The following is a 21,865-nucleotide window of genomic DNA, read 5'->3' as shown; positions in this document are numbered from 1 at the left end:
TGCTACCCTCGAAGATTGTTACCCAGCGTATTGCGGTTTTCAGGCCCGATGGGGAACGACCATCAGGCGTATAGTCTGTCCGTGCTACGTAACAATCGAGAGGGCTGGAATTTCCGCCCCTGGTTCTTGTAATTAGTTCAGTGCTTTGTCATTCGGTTCTTTGAACAGTGCTTTCATTTCGTCTGACAGTTCGAAATTCATGTTCAGGTTTTTCGGCGGAATTGGATTTTTGAACCATTTATCAAACCATTTTTCCGCTTCACCGGAAGTCTGCACCTGAGCGATAGTGTCATCCATCAGCTTTTTGAACTGCGGATCATCTTTACGCAACATGCAACCGTAGGCTTCCTGAGACTGCGGCTTGCCGACGATATCCCAGTTGTCTGGTTTCTTCGCTTTCGCACGTTCACCGGCCAGCAGAGCGTCATCCATCATAAAGGCAACGGCACGACCGCTTTCCAGGGTGCGGAAAGAGTCACCGTGATCTTTGGCGCTGATGATGCGCATATTCATTTTTTGCTCTTCATTCAGTTTGTTGAGCAAAACTTCAGAGGTAGTGCCGGAAGTGACGACTACGGCTTTGCCTTTCAGGTCGGCAAAATCTTTGATATCGCCGCCCTTTTTGGTCAACAGGCGCGTACCGACCACGAAAATAGTGTCAGAGAAAGCCGCCTGTTTTTGGCGTTCGACGTTGTTGGTGGTAGAACCACATTCAAAATCGAAAGTGCCGTTTTGCAGCAGTGGAATACGGTTTTGTGAGGTAATCGGAATCAGTTTTACCTGCAAGTCCGGTTTGTTGAGTTTCTTTTTCACTGCTTCAACAATGGCGTTGGAGTAATCCTGCGAATAACCCACCACTTTTTGCTGATTGTCGTAATAAGAGAAAGGTACTGAAGATTCACGGTGACCGACGACAATCACACCGTTTTTGGCGATTTTGTCCAGCGTACTGCCTGCTGCCGGGGCGGCGTCATCTGCCTGTGCCAGTCCTGCGGAAAGCGCCAGGGCGAGGATTGCTGTGGCAGGTTTACGTAATTGCATATCCAACTCCTTTATCTTCTGCGTTAAGAACGCATGGATACCCGTTGTGAGTGTTTGTGTTGTTATCGTCTGCAACTTTATTGTGCAGTGTTGTGCTTGTTAGGTAACATTTAGTTTGGCTAAATGTAAAGATATTGATGTTTTATTGTTTGTTTTTGCGAGGTGCACCGCACCATTCCGAAGCAAAATTCTTAAAATGCACTCTTTTGGTGCTACCGCTGATTTGTGGTGGTGCAACCCGGTTGCGTCGCGGCTGATTTCATTGCTTACACAGTAAATAAAGCAACTTACATGCCAAAAAATACTTAGGGGTGAATTAATTACGATTGTAATTTCAGGCTGAAAAAGTCATATTTCGGACAGAGTTATCTTTTCGGCATGGGACGTTTGCCGGGATGATAACTGTACACGGGAAAAATGCTTTTTACCTGTCTTTTCAAGGAAGAAACACCTTATGTCTGCATCTTCGGTTAAGCCGTTAAATGTTCAATTACCCGCAATAACCCTTATCCTTTTTGCGCTCTGTGTTGGGATATTTTGTTACCTCGCACAATGGATGAGTTATGAAGAAGTCGATCAATCCGCACTCATCCATCTCGGTGCTAACGTTGCTTCTCTCACGTTGTCGGGTGAATCCTGGCGCTTATTTAGCAGTGTCTTTCTGCACAGTAGTTTTTCCCATTTGCTGATGAATATGTTTGCACTCCTGGTGGTGGGGGCAGTGGCGGAACGGATACTGGGAAAATGGCGACTTCTGATTATTTGGTTATTCTCCGGCGTCTTTGGTGGGCTCATCAGCGCCTGTTATGCGTTACGCGATAGTGATCAGATAGTCATCAGCGTTGGGGCGTCCGGGGCAATTATGGGAATAGCTGGCGCTGCGTTAGCAACACAGCTTGCTTCAGGTGCGGGCACATACCATAAAAACCAGCGGCGAGTATTTTCTCTGTTGGGTATGGTGGCGCTGACACTGTTGTATGGTGCCCGGCAAGCAGGAATAGATAATGCTTGCCACATTGGCGGCCTGATTGCGGGTGGCGCGTTGGGTTGGCTGAGCGCGCGTTTATCTGGGCAAAACCGACTCGTTACGGAAGGCGGGATTATTGTTGCGGGCAGTCTTCTTCTGACCGGGGCTATCTGGCTTGCGCAGCAGCAGATGGATGAGTCAGTTTTACAAGTCAGGCAAAGCCTGCGTGAAGCGTTTTATCCACAGGAGATTGAACAAGAGCGACGGCAAAAAAAGCAGCAGTTAGCGGAGGAACGCAACGCCCTCAGGGAAACATTATCCGCTCCGGTAAGTCGTGAACAGGCCAGTGGTGATTTGCTCGCTGAGATTGCCGATATCCATGATATGGCGATCAGTCGGGATGGTAATATGTTGTATGCCGCAATTGAAAACACGAACAGCATTGTTGTTTTCGACCTCGGACAAAAGAAAATCCTGCATACCTTTACAGCGCCCATAGCGAAAGAAAAGTCAGTCAAACATTGTGGTGGCTGTAAAGATCAGGGCGTCAGATCGCTGGCATTAAGCCCGGATGAAAAGTTGATTTATGCGACTTCATTTGAAGCGAATGCGTTATCGGTCATTAACGTGGCGACAGGGGAGATTATTCAATCGATTACCACCGGTGCACATCCTGACAGCCTTATCCTCTCGCGTGATGGTACAAAAGCCTGGGTGATGAATCGCACCAGTAATAGTGTGTCAGCGATTGATCTGGTGACTTATCAGCATGTGGCGGATATCCCGCTGGAGAAATACGACGGGACGGGGACGAGTAATAAACCTGGTGCCTGGGTTATGGCTCTTTCCCCGGATGAAAAAATATTGTTGATACCCGGTATGGTCAGAGGTGACATTGTACGCATCAATACCATCACGCATCAGAAAGAAAGCTATCCGGCTAGTGATGCGCGAGGAACGATATCGGCGATGCGTTTTCGACCTGAAAACGGGGATGTAATTTTTGCCGACAACCAGGGGATTTCACGTATAAGCGTAGGGGATCAACAAGCCAGCATTATGACGCAATGGTGTAGCAGGAGCGTTTATTCCGTTGAGGGTATTAGCCCGGACGGTCAGTATTTAGCGTTGGTGTCATATGGCCTGCAAGGTTATGTCATCCTGCTCAATATTAATGCCGGGCAGATTATTGGCGTTTATCCTGCCAGCTACGTTAATCACCTTCGTTTTTCAGCGGATGGTAGAAAAATATTTGTTATGGCGAAGAACGGGTTGATCCAACTGGACAGGACGCGCTCGCTTGATCCGCAGGCAATTATTCGTCATCCCCAATATGGCAATGTGGCTTGTATCCCTGAACCGTAAGAAAAAGGGGCATGATAACCATGCCCCAAAGCTCAATGAGAAAGTACGTTTTGCTCATGCAGGATACATCAGGCACATCAACGTTTACGTGCTCGCAGACTCATCAGCACAGCGGCAAAACCAAACAGTGCCGTCAGCACCCACAGCGGCCAGTTGCCGGTACGTGCGTATGGTGTGAGTCCGGTGGTCGGCGTCACATTAGTGGTTAACACCTCGCGGGTGAACTGCGGGATCATCGCCTGAATCTCACCCTGCGGGCCAATCACCGCCGTAATGCCGTTGTTGGTGCTGCGCAACAGTGGGCGCGCCAGCTCCAGCGCACGCATTCGCGCCATCTGGAAGTGTTGCCATGGACCAATAGATTTACCAAACCACGCATCGTTGGAGATAGTCAGCAGATAGTCGGTATCCGGGCGGAAGTTATCGCGCACTTGCTCGCCAAGAATGATCTCGTAGCAAATGGCCGCAGTAAGCTCAATACCATTTACCGACAGCGGCGGCTGGATATATGGCCCACGGCTGAACGACGACATCGGCAGATCAAAGAACGGTGCTAACGGACGCAGAATCGACTCCAGCGGGACAAACTCGCCAAACGGCACCAGATGGTTTTTGTTATAGCGATCGGCTGATTCGTAGCTGTACGGTGCACCTTTACCCAGTGTGATGATGGTGTTGTAGGTATCGTAGCGGTTCTGCTTATTGAGACGCGCGTCGACAATCCCGGTTACGAGCGAGCTACCTTTATCGCGCAACTCACCGTCCAGTGCTTTGAGGAACGGTTGCTGATTAATTTCCAGATCGGTTATCGCCGACTCCGGCCAGATAATCAACGATGATTTGCCCATCAGCGGAGCCGTTGCGTTGTAGTAAATCTTCAGCGTATTAAGAAGCTGATCTCCATCCCATTTCAGTGATTGCGGAATATCGCCCTGAACCATCGAAACCTGAATGGTTTTCTCCGGTTGTGGGGTAAACCATTGGATGTAACGCAGCGGGAAGGGTAGGGCAAACAGCACGACGGCCACCACCAGCGGACGCCAGTTGCGTTTGACCAACGCCAGTGCCAGCAGGCCACTAACCATCATCAGCAGGAAGTTAATGGCTTCCACGCCCATTATCGGTGCCAGCCCTTTTAACGGGCCATCAATCTGGCTATAGCCGAACTGTAACCACGGGAAGCCTGTCAGTACCCAACCGCGCAGAAACTCGGTCACTTGCCAGAGAGAAGGGGCGGCAATCGCCACGCGCAGCCAGGTGGTTTTCGGCCACAGACGCGACAGCACGCCAGCAAACAGTCCGGTATACAGCGACAAATACGCCGCCAGCAGCACCACCAGGAAGATGTTAACCGGGCCAGGCATCCCGCCAAAGGTCGCGATGCTGACATAGACCCAGTTAATACCGCTGCCAAAGAGGCCAAATCCCCAGCAAAAGCCAATAGCGGCAGACTGGAGTGGACGGCGGTTAAAGGTCAACGCCTGAAGCCCCATCAACGAAATAATCGCCGCAGGCCAGACGTCGTAAGGAGAGAAGGCCAGCGTTCCGCAGGCACCGAATAATAACGCCAGCAGCAGGCGAATGCGCTGGCGTTCAATTAATGAGGCAAAAGCCATGTAGTTATCTATCCAGTTTCGGTTTTATTCATCCAGCTTCGGCTGGGGTGAGTCATCCGGGATTTTGACATGAACCTGAATAATACGCCGACTGTCGGCCATCGCCACTTTGAACTGGTAACCGTCGATGTCGATAGTTTCGCCACGCGCCGGAAGATGCCCAAATGCCTGCATCACCAGACCACCGATAGTGTCAACCTCTTCATCGCTAAAGTGGGTGCCGAACGCTTCGTTGAAGTCTTCAATGGAAGCCAGTGCGCGCACGGTCCAGGTATGACGACTCAGCTGACGGAAGTCGATATCATCTTCTTCGTCATACTCGTCTTCAATCTCACCAACAATTAGTTCCAGGATGTCTTCAATGGTCACCAGACCGGAAACCCCACCGAATTCGTCAATAACGATCGCCATGTGGTAACGCTGAGAGCGAAACTCTTTCAGCATCCGGTCTACGCGCTTACTTTCAGGAACGACAACCGCCTGACGTAACACTTTGTCCATGCTGAAGGCTTCAGCATCGCTGCGCATAAACGGCAGCAAGTCTTTCGCCATCAGAATCCCTTCAATGTGATCTTTGTCTTCGCTAATCACCGGGAAACGTGAGTGGGCGGACTCGATGATGACATCAAGGCATTCGTCCAGCGTCTGGTTGCGTTTCAGGGTAATCATCTGGGAGCGGGGGATCATGATGTCGCGAACGCGTTGGTCTGCGATGTCCATCACCCCTTCGAGCATATCGCGCGTATCTTCGTCGATAAGGTCGTTCTGCCCGGAATCACGGATCAGCGCCAGCAGTTCGTCACGGTTTTTCGGTTCACCGTGGAAAAGTTGGCTGAGTAACAGGGAGAAAAATCCCTTCTTGTTGCTTATCGTGTCACTACTGTGTGAATTGTCGTCGCTCATGGCGTCGTATGGGTTCTCATGTTAGTTAATCAAAACGCCGTCGTTAATCACCAACGGCGGGGACGTCTGCCAGTCAAATGCCTGGCAAATTATTCTTTCTCGGCAATGTACGGATCCTCATAGCCCAGAGCAAGCATAATCTCTGTTTCGAGGGCTTCCATTTCTTCTGCTTCGTCATCTTCGATGTGATCGTAACCTAACAAATGCAGACTGCCGTGCACCACCATATGCGCCCAGTGCGCCTCCAGTGGTTTGCCTTGCTCCTGAGCTTCCTTCTCAACCACCTGACGGCAGATAACCAGATCGCCCAGTAGCGACATCTCCATGCCAGGCGGCACTTCAAACGGGAAGGAGAGCACGTTGGTCGGCTTATCCTTACCGCGATAGGTCAGATTCAGACTGTGGCTTTCGGCGGTATCGACCACGCGAATAGTCACTTCCGATTCTTCCTGAAACTGCGGGATCACCGCATTCAGCCATGTTTGAAACTGGCTCTCTTCCGGTAACCCGGAATTATCTTCACATGCCAGTTGTAAATCGAGGATCACCTGACTCATTTTTGTTCCTGTTCTTCGCGCTTGCGTTCTGCCGCCAGCGCCGCTTTTCGTTTTTGTTCGGCTTCTTCCCAGGCTTCATAGGCGTTAACGATACGCGCCACCACAGGGTGACGAACCACGTCTTCGCTGTGGAAGAAGTTAAAGCTGATCTCTTCGACATCGGCCAGCACTTCGATGGCGTGACGTAAGCCTGATTTAGTATTACGCGGCAGGTCGATCTGTGTGACGTCGCCGGTGATAACCGCTTTTGAGTTAAAACCGATACGGGTCAGGAACATCTTCATCTGTTCGATGGTGGTGTTCTGGCTCTCATCGAGAATGATAAAGGCGTCATTCAGCGTACGACCACGCATATAGGCCAGCGGCGCGACTTCAATAACGTTGCGCTCAATCAGTTTCTCGACTTTCTCAAAGCCCAGCATTTCAAACAGCGCGTCGTACAGTGGGCGCAGATACGGGTCTACTTTCTGGCTTAAATCGCCAGGCAGGAAGCCCAGTTTCTCACCGGCTTCGACCGCCGGACGAGTCAGCAGAATACGGCGAATTTCCTGACGCTCCAGGGCATCAACTGCTGCAGCGACTGCCAGGTAGGTTTTACCCGTACCCGCCGGGCCAACGCCGAAGGTAATGTCATGGTCGAGAATATTGGCGATGTACTGCGCCTGGTTTGGCGTGCGCGGCTTAATTACGCCGCGTTTGGTTTTGATATTGACCGCTTTGCCGTACTCCGGCACGCTCTCCGCACTTTGCTCCAGTACTCGCGCTTCTTTAATCGCAAGGTGGATCTGTTCCGGTTCGATATCCTGAATCTGACCGCGCATCGGGGCTGTATCGACATACAGGCTACGCAGAATGTCTGCCGCAGCGGTGACGCAAATCGGACGGCCGGTCAGTTTAAAGTGGTTATCGCGGCGATTGATCTCGATGCCGAGACGGCGTTCGAGCTGCTTGATGTTGTCATCAAACGGGCCGCACAGGCTCAACAGACGCGCGTTGTCTGCTGGCTCCAGGGTGATTTCGCGAGTGTCTATGTTCAAACCGTTCCTCTTATCTGTATGCCGCCGGAAGCTGAACATTCACCGGCCTATAAGGAAATTATTCACGCCACAGGAAAAAGGCGCAAGCATTGCGATAAAGATGGGGATAAAGAGAGAAAAAACAAGGCCCACCGGAACGGCAGGCCTGAGAATTACGGCTGATAATAACCCACGCCAAGGTCGTTTTCTTTGCGGGTGCGGGCAATCACCGACTCCGGTGTTTCTGCCATGCGCAGACCCATTTCATCTTCAGTTCGCACCACTTTACCGCGCAGAGAGTTCGGGTAGACGTCGGTAATTTCTACATCGACGAATTTACCGATCATATCCGGCGTGCCTTCGAAGTTGACCACGCGGTTATTTTCCGTACGCCCGGAAAGCTCCATGATGCTCTTACGCGATGTACCTTCTACCAGAATACGCTGGGTGGTGCCGAGCATCCGGCGGCTCCACGCCATCGCTTGCTGATTAATGCGCTCTTGCAGAATATACAGACGCTGCTTCTTCTCTTCTTCCGGAACATCATCCACCATATCGGCGGCGGGCGTCCCCGGACGTGCAGAGAAGATAAAGCTGTAGCTCATGTCGAAATTGACGTCGGCAATCAGCTTCATCGTTTTCTCGAAGTCTTCGGTGGTTTCGCCAGGGAAGCCAACAATGAAGTCAGAACTGATCTGAATATCCGGACGCGCCGCACGCAGTTTACGGATGATCGCTTTGTACTCCAGCGCCGTGTGAGTACGGCCCATCAGGTTCAGAATGCGATCGGAACCGCTTTGTACCGGCAGATGCAGGAAGCTCACCAGCTCAGGCGTGTCGCGGTACACTTCGATGATATCGTCGGTGAATTCGATCGGATGGCTGGTGGTAAAGCGAATACGATCGATCCCGTCGATCGCAGCAACCAGACGCAGCAGATCGGCAAACGATCCGGTGGTGCCGTCGTAGTTTTCACCACGCCAGGCGTTCACGTTCTGACCGAGCAGGTTGACTTCACGCACGCCCTGAGCAGCAAGCTGGGCAATCTCAAACAGAATATCGTCAGACGGACGGCTTACCTCTTCACCACGGGTGTAAGGCACCACGCAGTAGGTACAATATTTATTGCAGCCTTCCATGATGGAGACAAACGCGGTCGGCCCTTCGGCGCGCGGTTCCGGTAGACGGTCAAACTTCTCGATTTCCGGGAAGCTGATATCTACAACCGGGCTGCGGTCGCCGCGCACGGAGTTGATCATCTCCGGCAGACGGTGCAGCGTTTGCGGCCCAAAAATAATATCGACATAGTGGGCGCGCTGGCGAATGTGCTCGCCTTCTTGCGATGCCACGCAGCCACCGACGCCGATAATCAGGTCTGGATTCTTCTCTTTTAACAGTTTCCAGCGACCCAACTGATGGAAGACTTTTTCCTGAGCCTTCTCGCGGATTGAGCAGGTGTTCAGCAGCAGCACATCCGCTTCTTCCGCCACGTCGGTCAGTTGATAGCCGTGGGTGGCATCCAGCAGATCGGCCATCTTCGATGAATCGTACTCGTTCATCTGACAGCCCCAGGTTTTAATATGGAGTTTTTTGGTCATCGACTTGCTCTTGCGAAATAGTAGCCAGGAATGCAGGGCGCATAGTGTAATGCTTTGCTGCCGTTGTGACCAGTATGAGCGTTATCAGCCCTTGGGGGTAAAAATCCTGTAAACTTAAAGCATATTGCTAACAGGATGATTGACCATGACAAATCAACCAACGGAAATTGCCATTGTCGGCGGAGGAATGGTCGGCGGCGCACTGGCGCTGGGGCTGGCACAGCACGGATTTTCGGTAACGGTGATCGAGCACGCAGAACCTGCACCGTTTGTCGCTGATAGCCAACCGGACGTGCGGATCTCGGCGATCAGCGCCGCATCGGTATCATTGCTTAAAGGGTTAGGGGTCTGGGATGCAGTACAGGCTATGCGTTGCCATCCTTACCGCAGACTGGAAACGTGGGAGTGGGAAACGGCGCATGTGATGTTTGACGCCGCTGAACTTAAGCTGCCGCTGCTTGGCTATATGGTGGAAAACACCGTCCTGCAACAGGCATTGTGGCAGGCGCTGGAAGCTCATCCGAAAGTAACGTTACGTGTGCCAGGCTCGCTGATTGCATTACATCGAGATAATGATCTTCAGGAGCTGGAACTGAAGGGCGGTGAAGTGATTCGCGCGAAGCTGGTGATTGGTGCTGACGGCGCAAATTCGCAGGTGCGGCAGATGGCGGGAATTGGCGTTCATGCCTGGCAGTATGCGCAGTCGTGTATGTTGATTAGCGTACAGTGTGAGAACGATCCCGGCGACAGCACCTGGCAGCAATTTACCCCGGACGGACCGCGTGCGTTTCTGCCGTTGTTTGATAACTGGGCATCGCTGGTGTGGTATGACTCTCCGGTACGTATTCGCCAGTTGCAGAATATGAATATGGCGCAACTCCAGGCGGAAATCGCGAAGCATTTCCCGTCGCGTCTGGGTTACGTTACACCGCTTGCCGCTGGTGCGTTTCCGCTGACGCGCCGACATGCGTTGCAGTATGTGCAGCCGGGGCTTGCGCTGGTGGGCGATGCCGCGCATACCATCCATCCGCTGGCGGGGCAGGGGGTGAATCTTGGTTATCGTGATGTCGATGCCCTGATTGATGTTCTGGTGAATGCCCGCAGCTACGGTGAAGCGTGGGCCAGTTATCCTGTCCTCAAGCGTTACCAGATGCGGCGCATGGCGGATAACTTCATTATGCAAAGTGGTATGGATCTGTTTTATGCCGGATTCAGTAATAATCTGCCGCCGCTGCGTTTTGTGCGTAATCTCGGGTTAATGGCGGCAGAGCGTGCTGGCGTGTTGAAACGTCAGGCGCTGAAATATGCGTTAGGGTTGTAGCCTTACAACATTGCCGGATGCGTGCCAACCGTAGGTCGGATAAGACGCGGCAGCGTCGCATCCGACATTGAAGGATAAGACGTGTCAACATCGCATTCGACATTGAATGAACGCAGAAAAGCAAAAAGCTCGCCGAAGCGAGCTTTTTTAATGTGGCTGGGGTACGAGGATTCGAACCTCGGAATGCCGGAATCAGAATCCGGTGCCTTACCGCTTGGCGATACCCCAACTGGGCGCACTTACGATGTAAGCGTCTTGAATAAATTGGCTGGGGTACGAGGATTCGAACCTCGGAATGCCGGAATCAGAATCCGGTGCCTTACCGCTTGGCGATACCCCAACAAATTGGTTTTTGAATTTGCCGAACGTATTCGACACATTCAGAATTTGGTGGCTACGACGGGATTCGAACCTGTGACCCCATCATTATGAGTGATGTGCTCTAACCAACTGAGCTACGTAGCCAGATTGTTTCTTCGATGGCTGGGGTACCTGGATTCGAACCAGGGAATGCCGGTATCAAAAACCGGTGCCTTACCGCTTGGCGATACCCCAATAACCGGGCGGTGAACCGCTTACTCGAAGAAGATGGCTGGGGTACCTGGATTCGAACCAGGGAATGCCGGTATCAAAAACCGGTGCCTTACCGCTTGGCGATACCCCATCCGTACAACGCTTTCTGGTGAATGGTGCGGGAGGCGAGACTTGAACTCGCACACCTTGCGGCGCCAGAACCTAAATCTGGTGCGTCTACCAATTTCGCCACTCCCGCAAAAAAGATGGTGGCTACGACGGGATTCGAACCTGTGACCCCATCATTATGAGTGATGTGCTCTAACCAACTGAGCTACGTAGCCATCTTTTTTTTCGCGATACCTTATCGGCGTTGCGGGGCGCATTATGCGTATAGAGCCTTGCAGCGTCAACCTCTTTTTCAAGGAAAATTGCTCGAAAGTGACTGTTTGGTTAGGTTGCGAACAGCGTGGCGCTATATTCGTCAATTATTGTTTACTTTGTGTTTTTTCCCCACCCTACAGCCATTCTTTTGTCGTACAGGATGAAATTCGGAATTCAACAATAGTGGTGGGAAATTAATCTATGAAATACTGGCCTACAGTGATGAGTTGTCAAACAGTGATGTGGCAAACCCGGAACATTTCCTTACTGCATATCAGAATTAACAAGCACCTCAATAACTGAAACAGCCCCGGATTTCACCGGGGCTGTTTCGCATTTCTTACTTATACGCCGACTGGTGAACGCCAACCGCACGACCAGACGGATCGTCCATTTTCTTGAACGCCTCATCCCACTCAATCGCTTTAGCGGAAGAACACGCGACGGAAGGACCGCCCGGTACGCACTCAGCGGCGCTCGGAAGTGGGAACAGTTCTTCAAAGATCTCCCGGTACAGATACGCTTCTTTGGACGTCGGCGTGTTGTACGGGAAGCGGAAGCGGGCAGTTTCCAGCTGTTGATCAGAAACCTGCTGCGCCGCCACTTCTTTCAGGGTGTCGATCCAACTGTAACCGACGCCATCGGAGAACTGCTCTTTCTGCCGCCAGGCCACGCTTGCAGGCAGGTATGACTCAAAACATTCACGCAGGATGTGTTTTTCCATTTTGCCGTTACCGCACATTTTATCCTGTGGGTTAATACGCATCGCCACATCAAGGAATTTTTTGTCGAGGAACGGAACGCGCGCTTCCACGCCCCAGGCGGACATCGCTTTGTTGGCGCGCGCGCAGTCATACATATGCAGGGCCAGCAGTTTACGCACCGTCTCTTCATGCAGTTCTTTAGCGTTGGGCGCTTTATGGAAGTAAAGATAACCGCCAAACACTTCATCAGAACCTTCACCGGACAGCACCATTTTAATGCCCATCGCCTTGATCTTACGCGACATTAAATACATCGGTGTTGAAGCGCGAATAGTGGTCACATCATAAGTTTCGATGTGGTAAATCACGTCGCGGATGGCATCCAGACCTTCCTGTACAGTGAAGTGAATTTCGTGATGCACCGTGCCCAGATGGTTTGCCACTTCCTGGGCTGCTTTAAGATCCGGTGAACCCGGCAGACCTACAGCAAAGGAGTGTAACTGCGGCCACCAGGCTTCAGAGCGTTCCTGATCTTCCACGCGACGGGCTGCGTATTTCTTGGTGATAGCGGAAATAATTGAGGAATCCAGACCACCAGAAAGCAGCACACCGTAAGGCACATCAGACATCAGATGGCTTTTAACGGAATCTTCCAGAGCCTGACGCAGCTCGTTTTTGTCGGTCACGTTATCTTTCACTGCATCAAAGTCGAACCAGTCGCGATGATAATAAGAACGGATTTCGCCGTCCTGGCTCCACAAATAGCTCCCCGCCGGGAACTCTTTAATCGTGCGGCAAACTGGCACCAGCGATTTCATTTCTGAGGCCACATACAGCTGACCGTGTTCGTCATAGCCCATATACAGTGGGATGATCCCCAGATGGTCGCGACCAATCAGGTAGGCATCTTTTTCGCTGTCGTACAGGGCAAAGGCAAACATGCCCTGCAAGTCGTCGAGAAATTCCGGCCCTTTTTCCTGATACAGCGCGAGGATCACTTCGCAGTCAGATCCGGTCTGGAACTGATAACGATCGCCATATTCGGCGCGCAGTGCCTGGTGGTTGTAGATTTCACCGTTTACCGCCAGCACATGAGTTTTTTGTTGGTTGTAGAGAGGTTGCGCCCCCGCGTTAACGTCAACAATTGACAGACGTTCGTGGGCGAGAATGGCGTTATCGCTGGCATAAATACCGGACCAGTCCGGGCCACGATGACGCATCAGGCGTGACAGCTCGAGTGCTTTCTTACGCAGCTCAACTGCGTCTGTTTTGATATCGAATACGCCAAAAATTGAACACATAACCTTCTCCGTTAACCTGGTATTTGTTGCTTGTTGTGTTTGCTTGTTTAAAAAAATGCCGCAAAGCAGCACTGTGCGCAAGCGATTTGGCGGTGAAAAAATAAAAAACGTAATGGTGATTGTCGATTGGTGAAAAAAGGTCTGGTGTGAGGATATATTTATTGATGAATCGATAATTTTTGACGGGTTTTATTGAATGGGATGATTTTAATGATGGGTAAAAATAAGAAACCACGTCCGCAGACGTGGTTGCTATTCAGATAACGTCGATTTCAGCGACCGACGGGTAAATCCAGCTTGGGCGGAACGGCATACTGTCGATATCGTCGAGCGATGAAACACCAGAAAGCACCAGAATCGTCTCCAGACCGGCCTGGAAGCCCGCCAGAATATCGGTACGCAGGTTATCGCCGACAATCACTGTTTCTTCCGAATGCGCCTGCATTTTGTTTAATGCCGCGCGGATGATCCACGGGCTGGGCTTACCAACATAGAACGGTTTGCGCCCGGAGATTTTCTCAATCCCTGCACACAACGCGCCACAGGCCGGATAAAAACCGCGCCCGTGAGTATCCGGGTTGGTGGCGATAAAGCGTGCACCGTTAGCGACGAAATAGGCCGCTTTATGCATCATGTCCCAGTTGTAGGAACGCGTTTCGCCAACAATCACAAAATCAGGGTTCACATCGGTAATAGTGAAACCGGCTTTGTACAGTTCATGAATCAGTGCGCCTTCGCCCACCACATACGCTTTCTTGCCTTCCTGGCGACGCAGGAAATCGGCGGTCGCCATCGCAGAGGTATAAAACACGCTATCCGGCACATCGACACCGGCAGTGGCAAAGCGGTTCGCCAGATCCTGCCCGGTCTGCGAAGGATAGTTGGTCAGCAACACCAGCGGCAGGCCTTTATCCATAATCCCGTGCAAAAATTCCGCTGCACCCGGTACGGCGACGTTATCGTGCATCAGCACGCCGTCGATATCGCAAATTACATTTTTAATGGTCATGGACTACCCAGAATATTGACAACAATAAGCGCCACTATAAAAGCACATTAATTTTCCAGCAAATGCTGGAGCAAAATACCGTTGAGCATGGCGCGTTTTACCAGCGCAAAAGCGCCGATTGCCGAGCGGTGATCCAGCTCAGAACGTACCACCGGCAGATTAGTACGAAACGCCTTCAGCGCCTGGGTATTAATGCAGCTTTCAATAGCAGGGAGCAGCACTTTATCGGCTTCGGTGATTTCACCGGCAATAACAATTTTTTGCGGATTAAATAAGTTGATCGCAATGGCGATGGTTTTGCCCAGATGACGACCGACATACTCAATCACTTCCGACGCCAGGCTATCGCCTTTGTTCGCGGCTTTGCAGATAGTTTTGATGGTGCAGTCGTCCAGCGGCACGCGGCTCTGGTAGCCCTGCTTTAACAGATTCAACACCCGTTGTTCAATAGCAGCGTTGGCAGCGATAGTTTCCAGGCAGCCAAAGTTGCCGCAGTGGCAGCGTTCACCCAGCGGTTCGACCTGAATATGGCCAATTTCACCGACGTTGCCGTTGCGGCCAATAAAAATGCGCCCGTTAGAGATGATTCCGGCCCCGGTTCCGCGATGGACACGCACTAAAATGGAGTCTTCGCAATCCTGACTTGCACCGAAGTAGTGCTCCGCCAGCGCCAGACTACGGATATCGTGACCAACGAAACAGGTCACTTTAAAACGTTCTTCCAGAGCTTCTACCAGCCCCCAGTTTTCTACCTGAATATGCGGCATGTAATGAATTTTGCCGCTGTCCGGGTCAACAAGCCCTGGCAGGATCACCGAAATCGCGATCAGCTCGCGCAGTTTGCGCTGGTAGCTATCAATAAACTGAGCAATGGCATTCAACAGGGCATGTTCCAGCGTTTGCTGGGTACGTTCCGGCAGCGGGTAATGTTCTTCTGCCAGCACTTTGCTGCTGAGATCAAACAGGGTGATGGTGGCGTCGTGACGACCAAGCCGTACGCCGATTGCGTGGAAATTGCGGGTTTCGGTGACGATGGAGATAGCGCGGCGGCCCCCGGTGGAGGCCTGCTGATCAACTTCTTTGATCAGCCCGCGTTCGATAAGCTGACGCGTAATTTTGGTTACGCTGGCGGGGGCAAGCTGGCTTTGCTCGGCAATCTGAATCCGCGAGATTGGCCCGTACTGGTCAATCAGGCGATAAACCGCCGCGCTGTTAAGCTGTTTTACGAGATCAACATTACCTATCTGAGCTTGTCCGCCTGGTGTCATACTTTCTCTTATTGAGTTACGACCTCGTTACCGTTAACGATGGTCTTGGTGATTTTAAAATCAGGTGTGAATGCGGTCAGGTTGGCTACTTTACCTGCGGCGAGCGTGCCGAGACGTTTTTCAACGCCAATCGCACGCGCCGGATAGAGCGTCGCCATACGCAGCACTTCATCCAGTGCGATACCGCAATGTTCGACCAGATTACGCACGCCTTCAATCATGGTTAAGGATGAACCGCTTAACGTACCGTTCTCATCCACACAAAGTCCGTTACGGTAGTATATTGTTTTACCCGCAAAAATGAACTGTTCAATGTTGGCACCTGCTGGCGCGGTGGCGTCGGTAACCAGACACAGTTTGTCGCCTTTAAGGCGTTTAGCGTTACGAATGTTGGCGTAATCAACATGCAGGCCATCAGCGATAATACCGCAATAAATGTCAGCTTCGTCGAGGATCGCGCCCGCCAGGCCCGGTTCACGACCGGTAATATACGGCATCGCGTTGTACAGATGGGTGGCAAAGGTAATCCCCGCGCGGAAACCGGCTTTTGCTTCTTTCAACGTCGCGTTGGAGTGACCGGCAGAAACCACAATCCCGGCATTTGCCAGTTTGCTGATGACTTCCGCAGGAACCATTTCCGGTGCCAGGGTCACTTTGGTAATGACGTCGGCGTTTTCACACAGGAAATCGACCAGCGCGGCATCAGGCTTACGCACAAAATTCGGATTATGGGTGCCTTTTTTTACCAGATTCAGCCACGGACCTTCCAGATGCAGACCTAACGCCTGATTCGGATGTCTTGCCAGGTACTCGCGCATAACGCGCACGCCCTGTTTCATCAGCTCATCGCTGGTGGTGATAAGCGTCGGCAGATAGTTAGTACAGCCTGATTTCTCATTGGCTTTCTGCATGATTTCCAGCGTTTCCACGCTGACCGCTTCAGCGGTGTCGTTAAACTGTACGCCGCCGCAGCCGTTTAACTGCACATCGATAAAACCGGGGGAGAGAATGGCCCCGTTCAGTGAACGTTGTTCGATCTCTGGCGGCAGTTCCGCTACCGGACAGACGCTTTTAATCAGGCCATCAGCGATAACAACCGCGTGGTCATCAAGAAATTCGTGGCCGGTAAAGATCCGGCCCTGGGTTAATGCATACATTCTGACCCCCGATTTTAAAAAATATTGCCCTGAGCAAGGAGCCAGGGCAGGGATAACAATTACAGACCTTTGATATTTTCTGCTTCTAATTCATTGAAATATCTTAAAGTCTTAACTTTCAGCTCCATGGTGGAAGGTTCATCGCACACCATGATCGCTTTTGGATGCAGTTGCAGACAGCTGATGGTCCACATGTGGTTCACGCAACCTTCAACTGCAGCCTGCAGTGCCAGTGCTTTCTGGCTACCCAGCACCAGAATCATCACTTCTTCGGCATCCAGCAATGTACCAACACCGACAGTCAGGGCATATTTTGGCACCTGATTGACATCGTTATCAAAGAAACGAGAGTTCGCGACGCGAGTGTCATGAGTCAAGGTTTTGATACGAGTACGAGAAGCCAGAGAAGACGCCGGTTCGTTAAATGCAATATGACCGTCGTTACCTACACCGCCCATAAACAGATGAATTTTTCCGTAAGAACGGATTTTTTCTTCATACTGGCGGCATTCGGCGTCGATATCCGGGGCGTTGCCGTTGAGAAGGTTGATGTTTTCTGCTGGAATATCAACGTGATCGAAGAAATTACGGTGCATAAAGCTGTAGTAGCTTTCCGGATGCTCTTTCGGCAGACCGACATATTCGTCCATGTTGAAGGTGACAACGTGCTTAAAGCTGACCTGGCCTGCTTTATGCATTTCGACTAACGCTTTATAGGTGGTCATCGGCGTGCCGCCAGTCGGCAGGCCCAGAACAAACGGACGATCGGCAGTCGGTTTGAACGCATTGATACGATTGACGATATGGCGAGCAGCCCATTTGCCGACCTGTTCAGCGGTAGTCAGGGGGATCAGTCTCATTATTCACCTCAATAAGTAAAATGTAAGCCGTTGGCGGATTAGGCATCTTTAAGCGTAACCTGGATTTGCGCAGACAGGCGTCAATCCGACCTGATTTTTTGAATGATAAAATAAGTTTTCTGCTTTAGCCAGTAAAAGGGAGTGATGATAACGATATTTGGTGACAAAACTCACAAAAGACACGCGTTTAATTTGCGATACGAATTAAATTTTCACACACTCTGTAGCAGATGATCTAACAATCTGATTACAGAACATCGGCAGTACAATTTGCAGCAAAATAAAAATACGGCTTTAAACGAGCCAAATAGGGTTCTCGTAGGGGGAATAAGATGAATATTTTAGGTTTTTTCCAGCGACTCGGTAGGGCGTTACAGCTCCCTATCGCGGTGCTGCCGGTGGCGGCACTGTTGCTGCGATTCGGTCAGCCAGATTTACTTAACGTTGCGTTTATTGCCCAGGCGGGCGGTGCGATTTTTGATAACCTCGCATTAATCTTCGCCATCGGTGTGGCATCCAGCTGGTCGAAAGACAGCGCAGGTGCGGCGGCGCTGGCGGGTGCGGTAGGTTACTTTGTGTTAACCAAAGCGATGGTGACCATCAACCCAGAAATTAACATGGGTGTACTGGCGGGTATCATTACCGGTCTGGTTGGTGGCGCAGCCTATAACCGTTGGTCCGATATTAAACTGCCGGACTTCCTGAGTTTCTTCGGCGGCAAACGCTTTGTGCCGATTGCCACCGGCTTCTTCTGCCTGGTGCTGGCGGCCATTTTTGGTTACGTCTGGCCGCCGGTACAGCACGCTATCCATGCAGGAGGCGAGTGGATCGTTTCTGCGGGCGCGCTGGGTTCCGGTATCTTTGGTTTCATCAACCGTCTGCTGATCCCAACCGGTCTGCATCAGGTGCTGAACACCATCGCCTGGTTCCAGATTGGTGAATTCACCAACGCGGCGGGTACGGTTTTCCACGGTGATATCAACCGCTTCTATGCCGGTGACGGCACCGCGGGGATGTTCATGTCCGGCTTCTTCCCGATTATGATGTTCGGTCTGCCGGGTGCGGCGCTGGCGATGTACTTCGCAGCACCGAAAGAGCGTCGTCCGATGGTTGGCGGGATGCTGCTTTCTGTTGCTGTTACTGCGTTCCTGACCGGTGTGACTGAGCCGCTGGAATTCCTGTTCATGTTCCTTGCACCGCTGCTGTACCTCCTGCACGCACTGCTGACCGGTATCAGCCTGTTTGTGGCAACACTGCTGGGTATCCATGCTGGCTTCTCTTTCTCTGCGGGGGCTATCGACTACGCGTTGATGTATAACCTGCCGGCCGCCAGCCAGAACGTCTGGATGCTGCTGGTTATGGGTGTTGTCTTCTTCGCTATCTACTTCGTGGTGTTCAGTTTGGTTATCCGCATGTTCAACCTGAAAACGCCGGGTCGTGAAGATAAAGAAGACGAGATCGTTACTGAAGAAGCCAACAGCAACACTGAAGAAGGCCTCAATCAACTGGCGACCAACTATATTGCTGCGGTTGGCGGCACTGACAACCTGAAAGCAATTGACGCCTGTATCACCCGTCTGCGCCTGACCGTGGCTGACTCTGCCCGCGTCAACGATACGATGTGTAAACGTCTGGGTGCTTCTGGTGTAGTGAAACTGAACAAACAGACTATTCAGGTGATTGTTGGCGCGAAAGCAGAATCCATCGGCGATGCGATGAAGAAAGTCGTTGCCCGTGGTCCGGTAGCCGCTGCGTCAGCTGAAGCAACTCCGGCAACTGCCGCGCCTGTAGCAAAACCGCAGGCTGTACCAAACGCGGTATCTATCGCGGAGCTGGTATCGCCGATTACCGGTGATGTCGTGGCACTGGATCAGGTTCCTGACGAAGCATTCGCCAGCAAAGCGGTGGGTGACGGTGTGGCGGTGAAACCGACAGATAAAATCGTCGTATCACCAGCCGCAGGGACAATCGTGAAAATCTTCAACACCAACCACGCGTTCTGCCTGGAAACCGAAAAAGGCGCGGAGATCGTCGTCCATATGGGTATCGACACCGTAGCGCTGGAAGGTAAAGGCTTTAAACGTCTGGTGGAAGAGGGGGCGCAGGTAAGCGCAGGGCAACCGATTCTGGAAATGGATCTGGATTACCTGAACGCTAACGCCCGCTCGATGATTAGCCCGGTGGTTTGCAGCAATATCGACGATTTCAGTGGCTTGATCATTAAAGCTCAGGGCCATGTTGTGGCGGGTCAAACACCGCTGTATGAAATCAAAAAGTAATCTGCTTTATGCCTGATGCGACGCTTGAGCGTCGCATCCAACAATGACAAGCGGTGGAGATCTTCTCTGCCGCTTTTTTTTTCATCAATCATCCCCATAATCCTTGTTAGATTATCAATTTTAAAAAACTAACAGTTGTCAGCCTGTCCCGCTTATAAGATCATACGCCGTTATACGTTGTTTACGCTTTGAGGAATCCACGATGAGTGAGGCAGAAGCCCGCCCGACTAACTTTATCCGTCAGATCATCGATGAAGATCTGGCCAGTGGTAAGCACACCACAGTACACACCCGTTTCCCGCCGGAGCCGAATGGCTATCTGCATATTGGCCATGCGAAATCTATCTGCCTGAACTTCGGGATCGCCCAGGACTATAAAGGCCAGTGCAACCTGCGTTTCGACGACACTAACCCGGTAAAAGAAGATATCGAGTATGTTGAGTCGATCAAAAACGACGTAGAGTGGTTAGGTTTTCACTGGTCTGGTAACGTCCGTTACTCCTCCGATTATTTTGATCAGCTCCACGCCTATGCGATCGAACTGATCAATAAAGGCCTGGCGTACGTTGATGAACTGACGCCGGAACAGATCCGCGAATACCGCGGCACCCTGACGCAACCGGGTAAAAACAGCCCGTACCGCGACCGCAGCGTTGAAGAGAACCTGGCGCTGTTCGAAAAAATGCGTGCCGGTGGTTTTGAAGAAGGTAAAGCCTGCCTGCGTGCGAAAATCGACATGGCTTCACCGTTTATCGTGATGCGCGATCCGGTGCTGTACCGTATTAAATTTGCTGAACACCACCAGACTGGCAACAAGTGGTGCATCTACCCGATGTACGACTTCACCCACTGCATCAGCGATGCCCTGGAAGGTATTACGCACTCTCTGTGTACGCTTGAGTTCCAGGACAACCGTCGCCTGTACGACTGGGTGCTGGACAACATCACCATTCCTGTTCACCCGCGCCAGTACGAATTCTCGCGCCTGAATCTGGAATACACTGTGATGTCCAAGCGTAAGCTGAACCTGCTGGTGACCGACAAGCACGTTGAAGGCTGGGATGACCCGCGTATGCCGACCATTTCCGGTCTGCGTCGTCGTGGTTACACTGCTGCTTCTATTCGTGAGTTCTGCAAACGCATCGGCGTGACCAAGCAGGACAACACCATTGAGATGGCATCGCTGGAATCCTGCATCCGTGAAGATCTCAACGAAAATGCGCCGCGCGCAATGGCGGTTATCGATCCGGTGAAACTGGTTATCGAAAACTATCAGGGCGAAGGCGAAATGGTCACCATGCCGAACCATCCGAACAAACCGGAAATGGGGAGTCGTCAGGTGCCGTTTAGCGGTGAGATTTGGATCGATCGCGCCGATTTCCGCGAAGAAGCTAACAAGCAGTACAAACGTCTGGTGCTGGGTAAAGAAGTGCGTCTGCGTAATGCTTACGTCATTAAGGCTGAACGCGTGGAGAAAGATGCCGAAGGCAATATCACCACCATCTTCTGTACTTATGACGCCGACACCTTAAGCAAAGATCCGGCAGATGGTCGTAAAGTCAAAGGTGTTATTCACTGGGTGAGCGCGGCACATGCGCTGCCGGTTGAAATCCGTCTGTACGACCGTCTGTTCAGCGTGCCGAACCCTGGTGCTGCGGATGATTTCCTGTCGGTGATTAACCCGGAATCGCTGGTGATCAAACAGGGCTTTGCTGAACCGTCGCTGAAAGATGCGGTTGCGGGTAAAGCATTCCAGTTTGAGCGTGAAGGTTACTTCTGCCTCGACAGCCGCCATTCCACAGCGGAAAAACCGGTATTTAACCGCACCGTTGGGCTGCGTGATACCTGGGCGAAAGTAGGCGAGTAATTTTAAGTTCTACCAGGCCGGGTGAGGCATTTACGTCGCATCCGGCAAGAAATAGCAAACAATCCCAAACGCCGCACTCTGCGGCGTTTTTTCTGCTTTTCTTCGCGAATTAATTCCGCTTCGCAATTTATCCATAAAA

15 protein-coding genes and 7 tRNA genes are annotated in these 21,865 nt (G+C 51.6%); 4 read left to right on the top strand and 18 right to left on the bottom strand.

The window, feature by feature from the left end; all coding sequences use genetic code 11:
* Nucleotides 1–132: 132 nt before the first annotated feature.
* Nucleotides 133–1,041: a glutamate/aspartate ABC transporter substrate-binding protein GltI gene (gltI, locus tag E0D98_RS08540; RefSeq protein ID WP_001177084.1), complete on the bottom strand. Its 909-nt coding sequence runs from the start codon at nt 1,039–1,041 to the stop codon at nt 133–135.
* Nucleotides 1,042–1,495: 454 nt separating this feature from the next.
* Between gltI and E0D98_RS08535 the strand changes: the two genes are divergently transcribed.
* Nucleotides 1,496–3,373, top strand: coding sequence for a rhomboid family intramembrane serine protease (locus E0D98_RS08535; RefSeq protein WP_001276772.1), 1,878 nt, complete (start codon nt 1,496–1,498; stop codon nt 3,371–3,373).
* A gap of 77 nt (nt 3,374–3,450) precedes the next feature.
* Here E0D98_RS08535 and lnt read toward each other — a convergent pair whose 3' ends face one another.
* From lnt to miaB, 5 genes are all read right to left on the bottom strand, one after another.
* Entirely contained in the window at nt 3,451–4,989 is a 1,539-nt protein-coding gene (gene lnt, locus E0D98_RS08525) for an apolipoprotein N-acyltransferase (protein ID WP_000853051.1), read from the bottom strand.
* Between the two features lie 24 nt (nt 4,990–5,013).
* On the bottom strand, nt 5,014–5,892 hold the full coding sequence (gene corC / locus E0D98_RS08520) for a CNNM family magnesium/cobalt transport protein CorC (protein WP_001278605.1): 879 nt from the start codon (nt 5,890–5,892) through the stop codon (nt 5,014–5,016).
* Between the two features lie 89 nt (nt 5,893–5,981).
* Nucleotides 5,982–6,449, bottom strand: coding sequence for an rRNA maturation RNase YbeY (ybeY, locus tag E0D98_RS08515; RefSeq protein ID WP_000084469.1), 468 nt, complete (start codon nt 6,447–6,449; stop codon nt 5,982–5,984).
* Nucleotides 6,446–7,486 carry a PhoH family protein gene (locus E0D98_RS08510; RefSeq protein ID WP_001018040.1) on the bottom strand — a complete coding sequence of 347 codons (1,041 nt, stop codon included), beginning with the start codon at nt 7,484–7,486 and terminating at the stop codon, nt 6,446–6,448. The genes ybeY and E0D98_RS08510 overlap by 4 nt, the downstream gene beginning before the upstream one ends.
* Before the next feature lie 152 nt (nt 7,487–7,638).
* A complete protein-coding gene (gene miaB, locus E0D98_RS08505; protein ID WP_000162739.1) occupies nt 7,639–9,063 on the bottom strand; it encodes a tRNA (N6-isopentenyl adenosine(37)-C2)-methylthiotransferase MiaB in 1,425 nt (474 codons plus the stop codon).
* 145 nt (nt 9,064–9,208) lie between these two features.
* Between miaB and ubiF the strand changes: the two genes are divergently transcribed.
* On the top strand, nt 9,209–10,384 hold the full coding sequence (gene ubiF / locus E0D98_RS08500; RefSeq protein WP_000184573.1) for a 3-demethoxyubiquinol 3-hydroxylase: 1,176 nt from the start codon (nt 9,209–9,211) through the stop codon (nt 10,382–10,384).
* Nucleotides 10,385–10,537: 153 nt separating this feature from the next.
* Here the strand turns inward: ubiF and E0D98_RS08495 are convergent.
* The 12 genes from E0D98_RS08495 to nagB all read right to left on the bottom strand — a co-directional run bounded on the left by E0D98_RS08495 (nt 10,538) and on the right by nagB (nt 17,580).
* A tRNA-Gln gene (locus E0D98_RS08495) sits at nt 10,538–10,612 on the bottom strand.
* 37 nt (nt 10,613–10,649) lie between these two features.
* Nucleotides 10,650–10,724 (bottom strand) — tRNA-Gln (locus tag E0D98_RS08490).
* A gap of 48 nt (nt 10,725–10,772) precedes the next feature.
* A tRNA-Met gene (locus tag E0D98_RS08485) sits at nt 10,773–10,849 on the bottom strand.
* Between the two features lie 15 nt (nt 10,850–10,864).
* Nucleotides 10,865–10,939: transfer RNA gene (locus tag E0D98_RS08480), tRNA-Gln, on the bottom strand.
* A gap of 34 nt (nt 10,940–10,973) precedes the next feature.
* A tRNA-Gln gene (locus E0D98_RS08475) sits at nt 10,974–11,048 on the bottom strand.
* A 23-nt stretch (nt 11,049–11,071) separates the two neighbouring features.
* Nucleotides 11,072–11,156, bottom strand: a tRNA-Leu gene (locus tag E0D98_RS08470).
* Between the two features lie 8 nt (nt 11,157–11,164).
* A tRNA-Met gene (locus E0D98_RS08465) sits at nt 11,165–11,241 on the bottom strand.
* Between the two features lie 380 nt (nt 11,242–11,621).
* Nucleotides 11,622–13,286 carry an asparagine synthase B gene (asnB, locus tag E0D98_RS08460; RefSeq protein ID WP_000337088.1) on the bottom strand — a complete coding sequence of 555 codons (1,665 nt, stop codon included), beginning with the start codon at nt 13,284–13,286 and terminating at the stop codon, nt 11,622–11,624.
* Nucleotides 13,287–13,542: 256 nt separating this feature from the next.
* Nucleotides 13,543–14,295, bottom strand: coding sequence for a ribonucleotide monophosphatase NagD (gene nagD / locus E0D98_RS08455; RefSeq protein ID WP_000153129.1), 753 nt, complete (start codon nt 14,293–14,295; stop codon nt 13,543–13,545).
* Between the two features lie 47 nt (nt 14,296–14,342).
* The gene (nagC, locus tag E0D98_RS08450; protein ID WP_000187594.1) at nt 14,343–15,563 is read right to left on the bottom strand and encodes a DNA-binding transcriptional regulator NagC; all 1,221 of its coding nucleotides are present in this window, start codon (nt 15,561–15,563) and stop codon (nt 14,343–14,345) included.
* Nucleotides 15,564–15,571: 8 nt separating this feature from the next.
* On the bottom strand, nt 15,572–16,720 hold the full coding sequence (nagA, locus tag E0D98_RS08445; protein WP_000271168.1) for an N-acetylglucosamine-6-phosphate deacetylase: 1,149 nt from the start codon (nt 16,718–16,720) through the stop codon (nt 15,572–15,574).
* Between the two features lie 59 nt (nt 16,721–16,779).
* The gene (gene nagB / locus E0D98_RS08440) at nt 16,780–17,580 is read right to left on the bottom strand and encodes a glucosamine-6-phosphate deaminase (RefSeq protein WP_001237072.1); all 801 of its coding nucleotides are present in this window, start codon (nt 17,578–17,580) and stop codon (nt 16,780–16,782) included.
* Nucleotides 17,581–17,912: 332 nt separating this feature from the next.
* Between nagB and nagE the strand changes: the two genes are divergently transcribed.
* A complete protein-coding gene (nagE, locus tag E0D98_RS08435) occupies nt 17,913–19,859 on the top strand; it encodes a PTS N-acetyl glucosamine transporter subunit IIABC (protein ID WP_001023104.1) in 1,947 nt (648 codons plus the stop codon).
* Between the two features lie 202 nt (nt 19,860–20,061).
* Nucleotides 20,062–21,726, top strand: coding sequence for a glutamine--tRNA ligase (gene glnS / locus E0D98_RS08430; RefSeq protein WP_001287154.1), 1,665 nt, complete (start codon nt 20,062–20,064; stop codon nt 21,724–21,726).
* Nucleotides 21,727–21,865: the final 139 nt, after the last annotated feature.

The organism is Escherichia sp. KCJ4928, from assembly GCF_004352695.1.
In the GTDB taxonomy this organism is placed as follows: Bacteria; Pseudomonadota; Gammaproteobacteria; order Enterobacterales; family Enterobacteriaceae; genus ECMA0423.
The sequence above is the reverse complement of the archived record's forward strand: the minus strand, read 5'-3'. Positions and strand labels throughout refer to the sequence as shown.

Bases quoted from the DNA above. Each gene is read 5' to 3' on its own strand.
- gltI (WP_001177084.1), bottom strand. From the start codon at position 1,041: ATGCAATTACGTAAACCTGCCACAGCAATCCTCGCCCTGGCGCTTTCC.
- E0D98_RS08535 (WP_001276772.1), top strand. From the start codon at position 1,496: ATGTCTGCATCTTCGGTTAAGCCGTTAAATGTTCAATTACCCGCAATA.
- lnt (WP_000853051.1), bottom strand. From the start codon at position 4,989: ATGGCTTTTGCCTCATTAATTGAACGCCAGCGCATTCGCCTGCTGCTG.
- corC (WP_001278605.1), bottom strand. From the start codon at position 5,892: ATGAGCGACGACAATTCACACAGTAGTGACACGATAAGCAACAAGAAG.
- ybeY (WP_000084469.1), bottom strand. From the start codon at position 6,449: ATGAGTCAGGTGATCCTCGATTTACAACTGGCATGTGAAGATAATTCC.
- miaB (WP_000162739.1), bottom strand. From the start codon at position 9,063: ATGACCAAAAAACTCCATATTAAAACCTGGGGCTGTCAGATGAACGAG.
- ubiF (WP_000184573.1), top strand. From the start codon at position 9,209: ATGACAAATCAACCAACGGAAATTGCCATTGTCGGCGGAGGAATGGTC.
- asnB (WP_000337088.1), bottom strand. From the start codon at position 13,286: ATGTGTTCAATTTTTGGCGTATTCGATATCAAAACAGACGCAGTTGAG.
- nagD (WP_000153129.1), bottom strand. From the start codon at position 14,295: ATGACCATTAAAAATGTAATTTGCGATATCGACGGCGTGCTGATGCAC.
- nagC (WP_000187594.1), bottom strand. From the start codon at position 15,563: ATGACACCAGGCGGACAAGCTCAGATAGGTAATGTTGATCTCGTAAAA.
- nagA (WP_000271168.1), bottom strand. From the start codon at position 16,720: ATGTATGCATTAACCCAGGGCCGGATCTTTACCGGCCACGAATTTCTT.
- nagB (WP_001237072.1), bottom strand. From the start codon at position 17,580: ATGAGACTGATCCCCCTGACTACCGCTGAACAGGTCGGCAAATGGGCT.
- nagE (WP_001023104.1), top strand. From the start codon at position 17,913: ATGAATATTTTAGGTTTTTTCCAGCGACTCGGTAGGGCGTTACAGCTC.
- glnS (WP_001287154.1), top strand. From the start codon at position 20,062: ATGAGTGAGGCAGAAGCCCGCCCGACTAACTTTATCCGTCAGATCATC.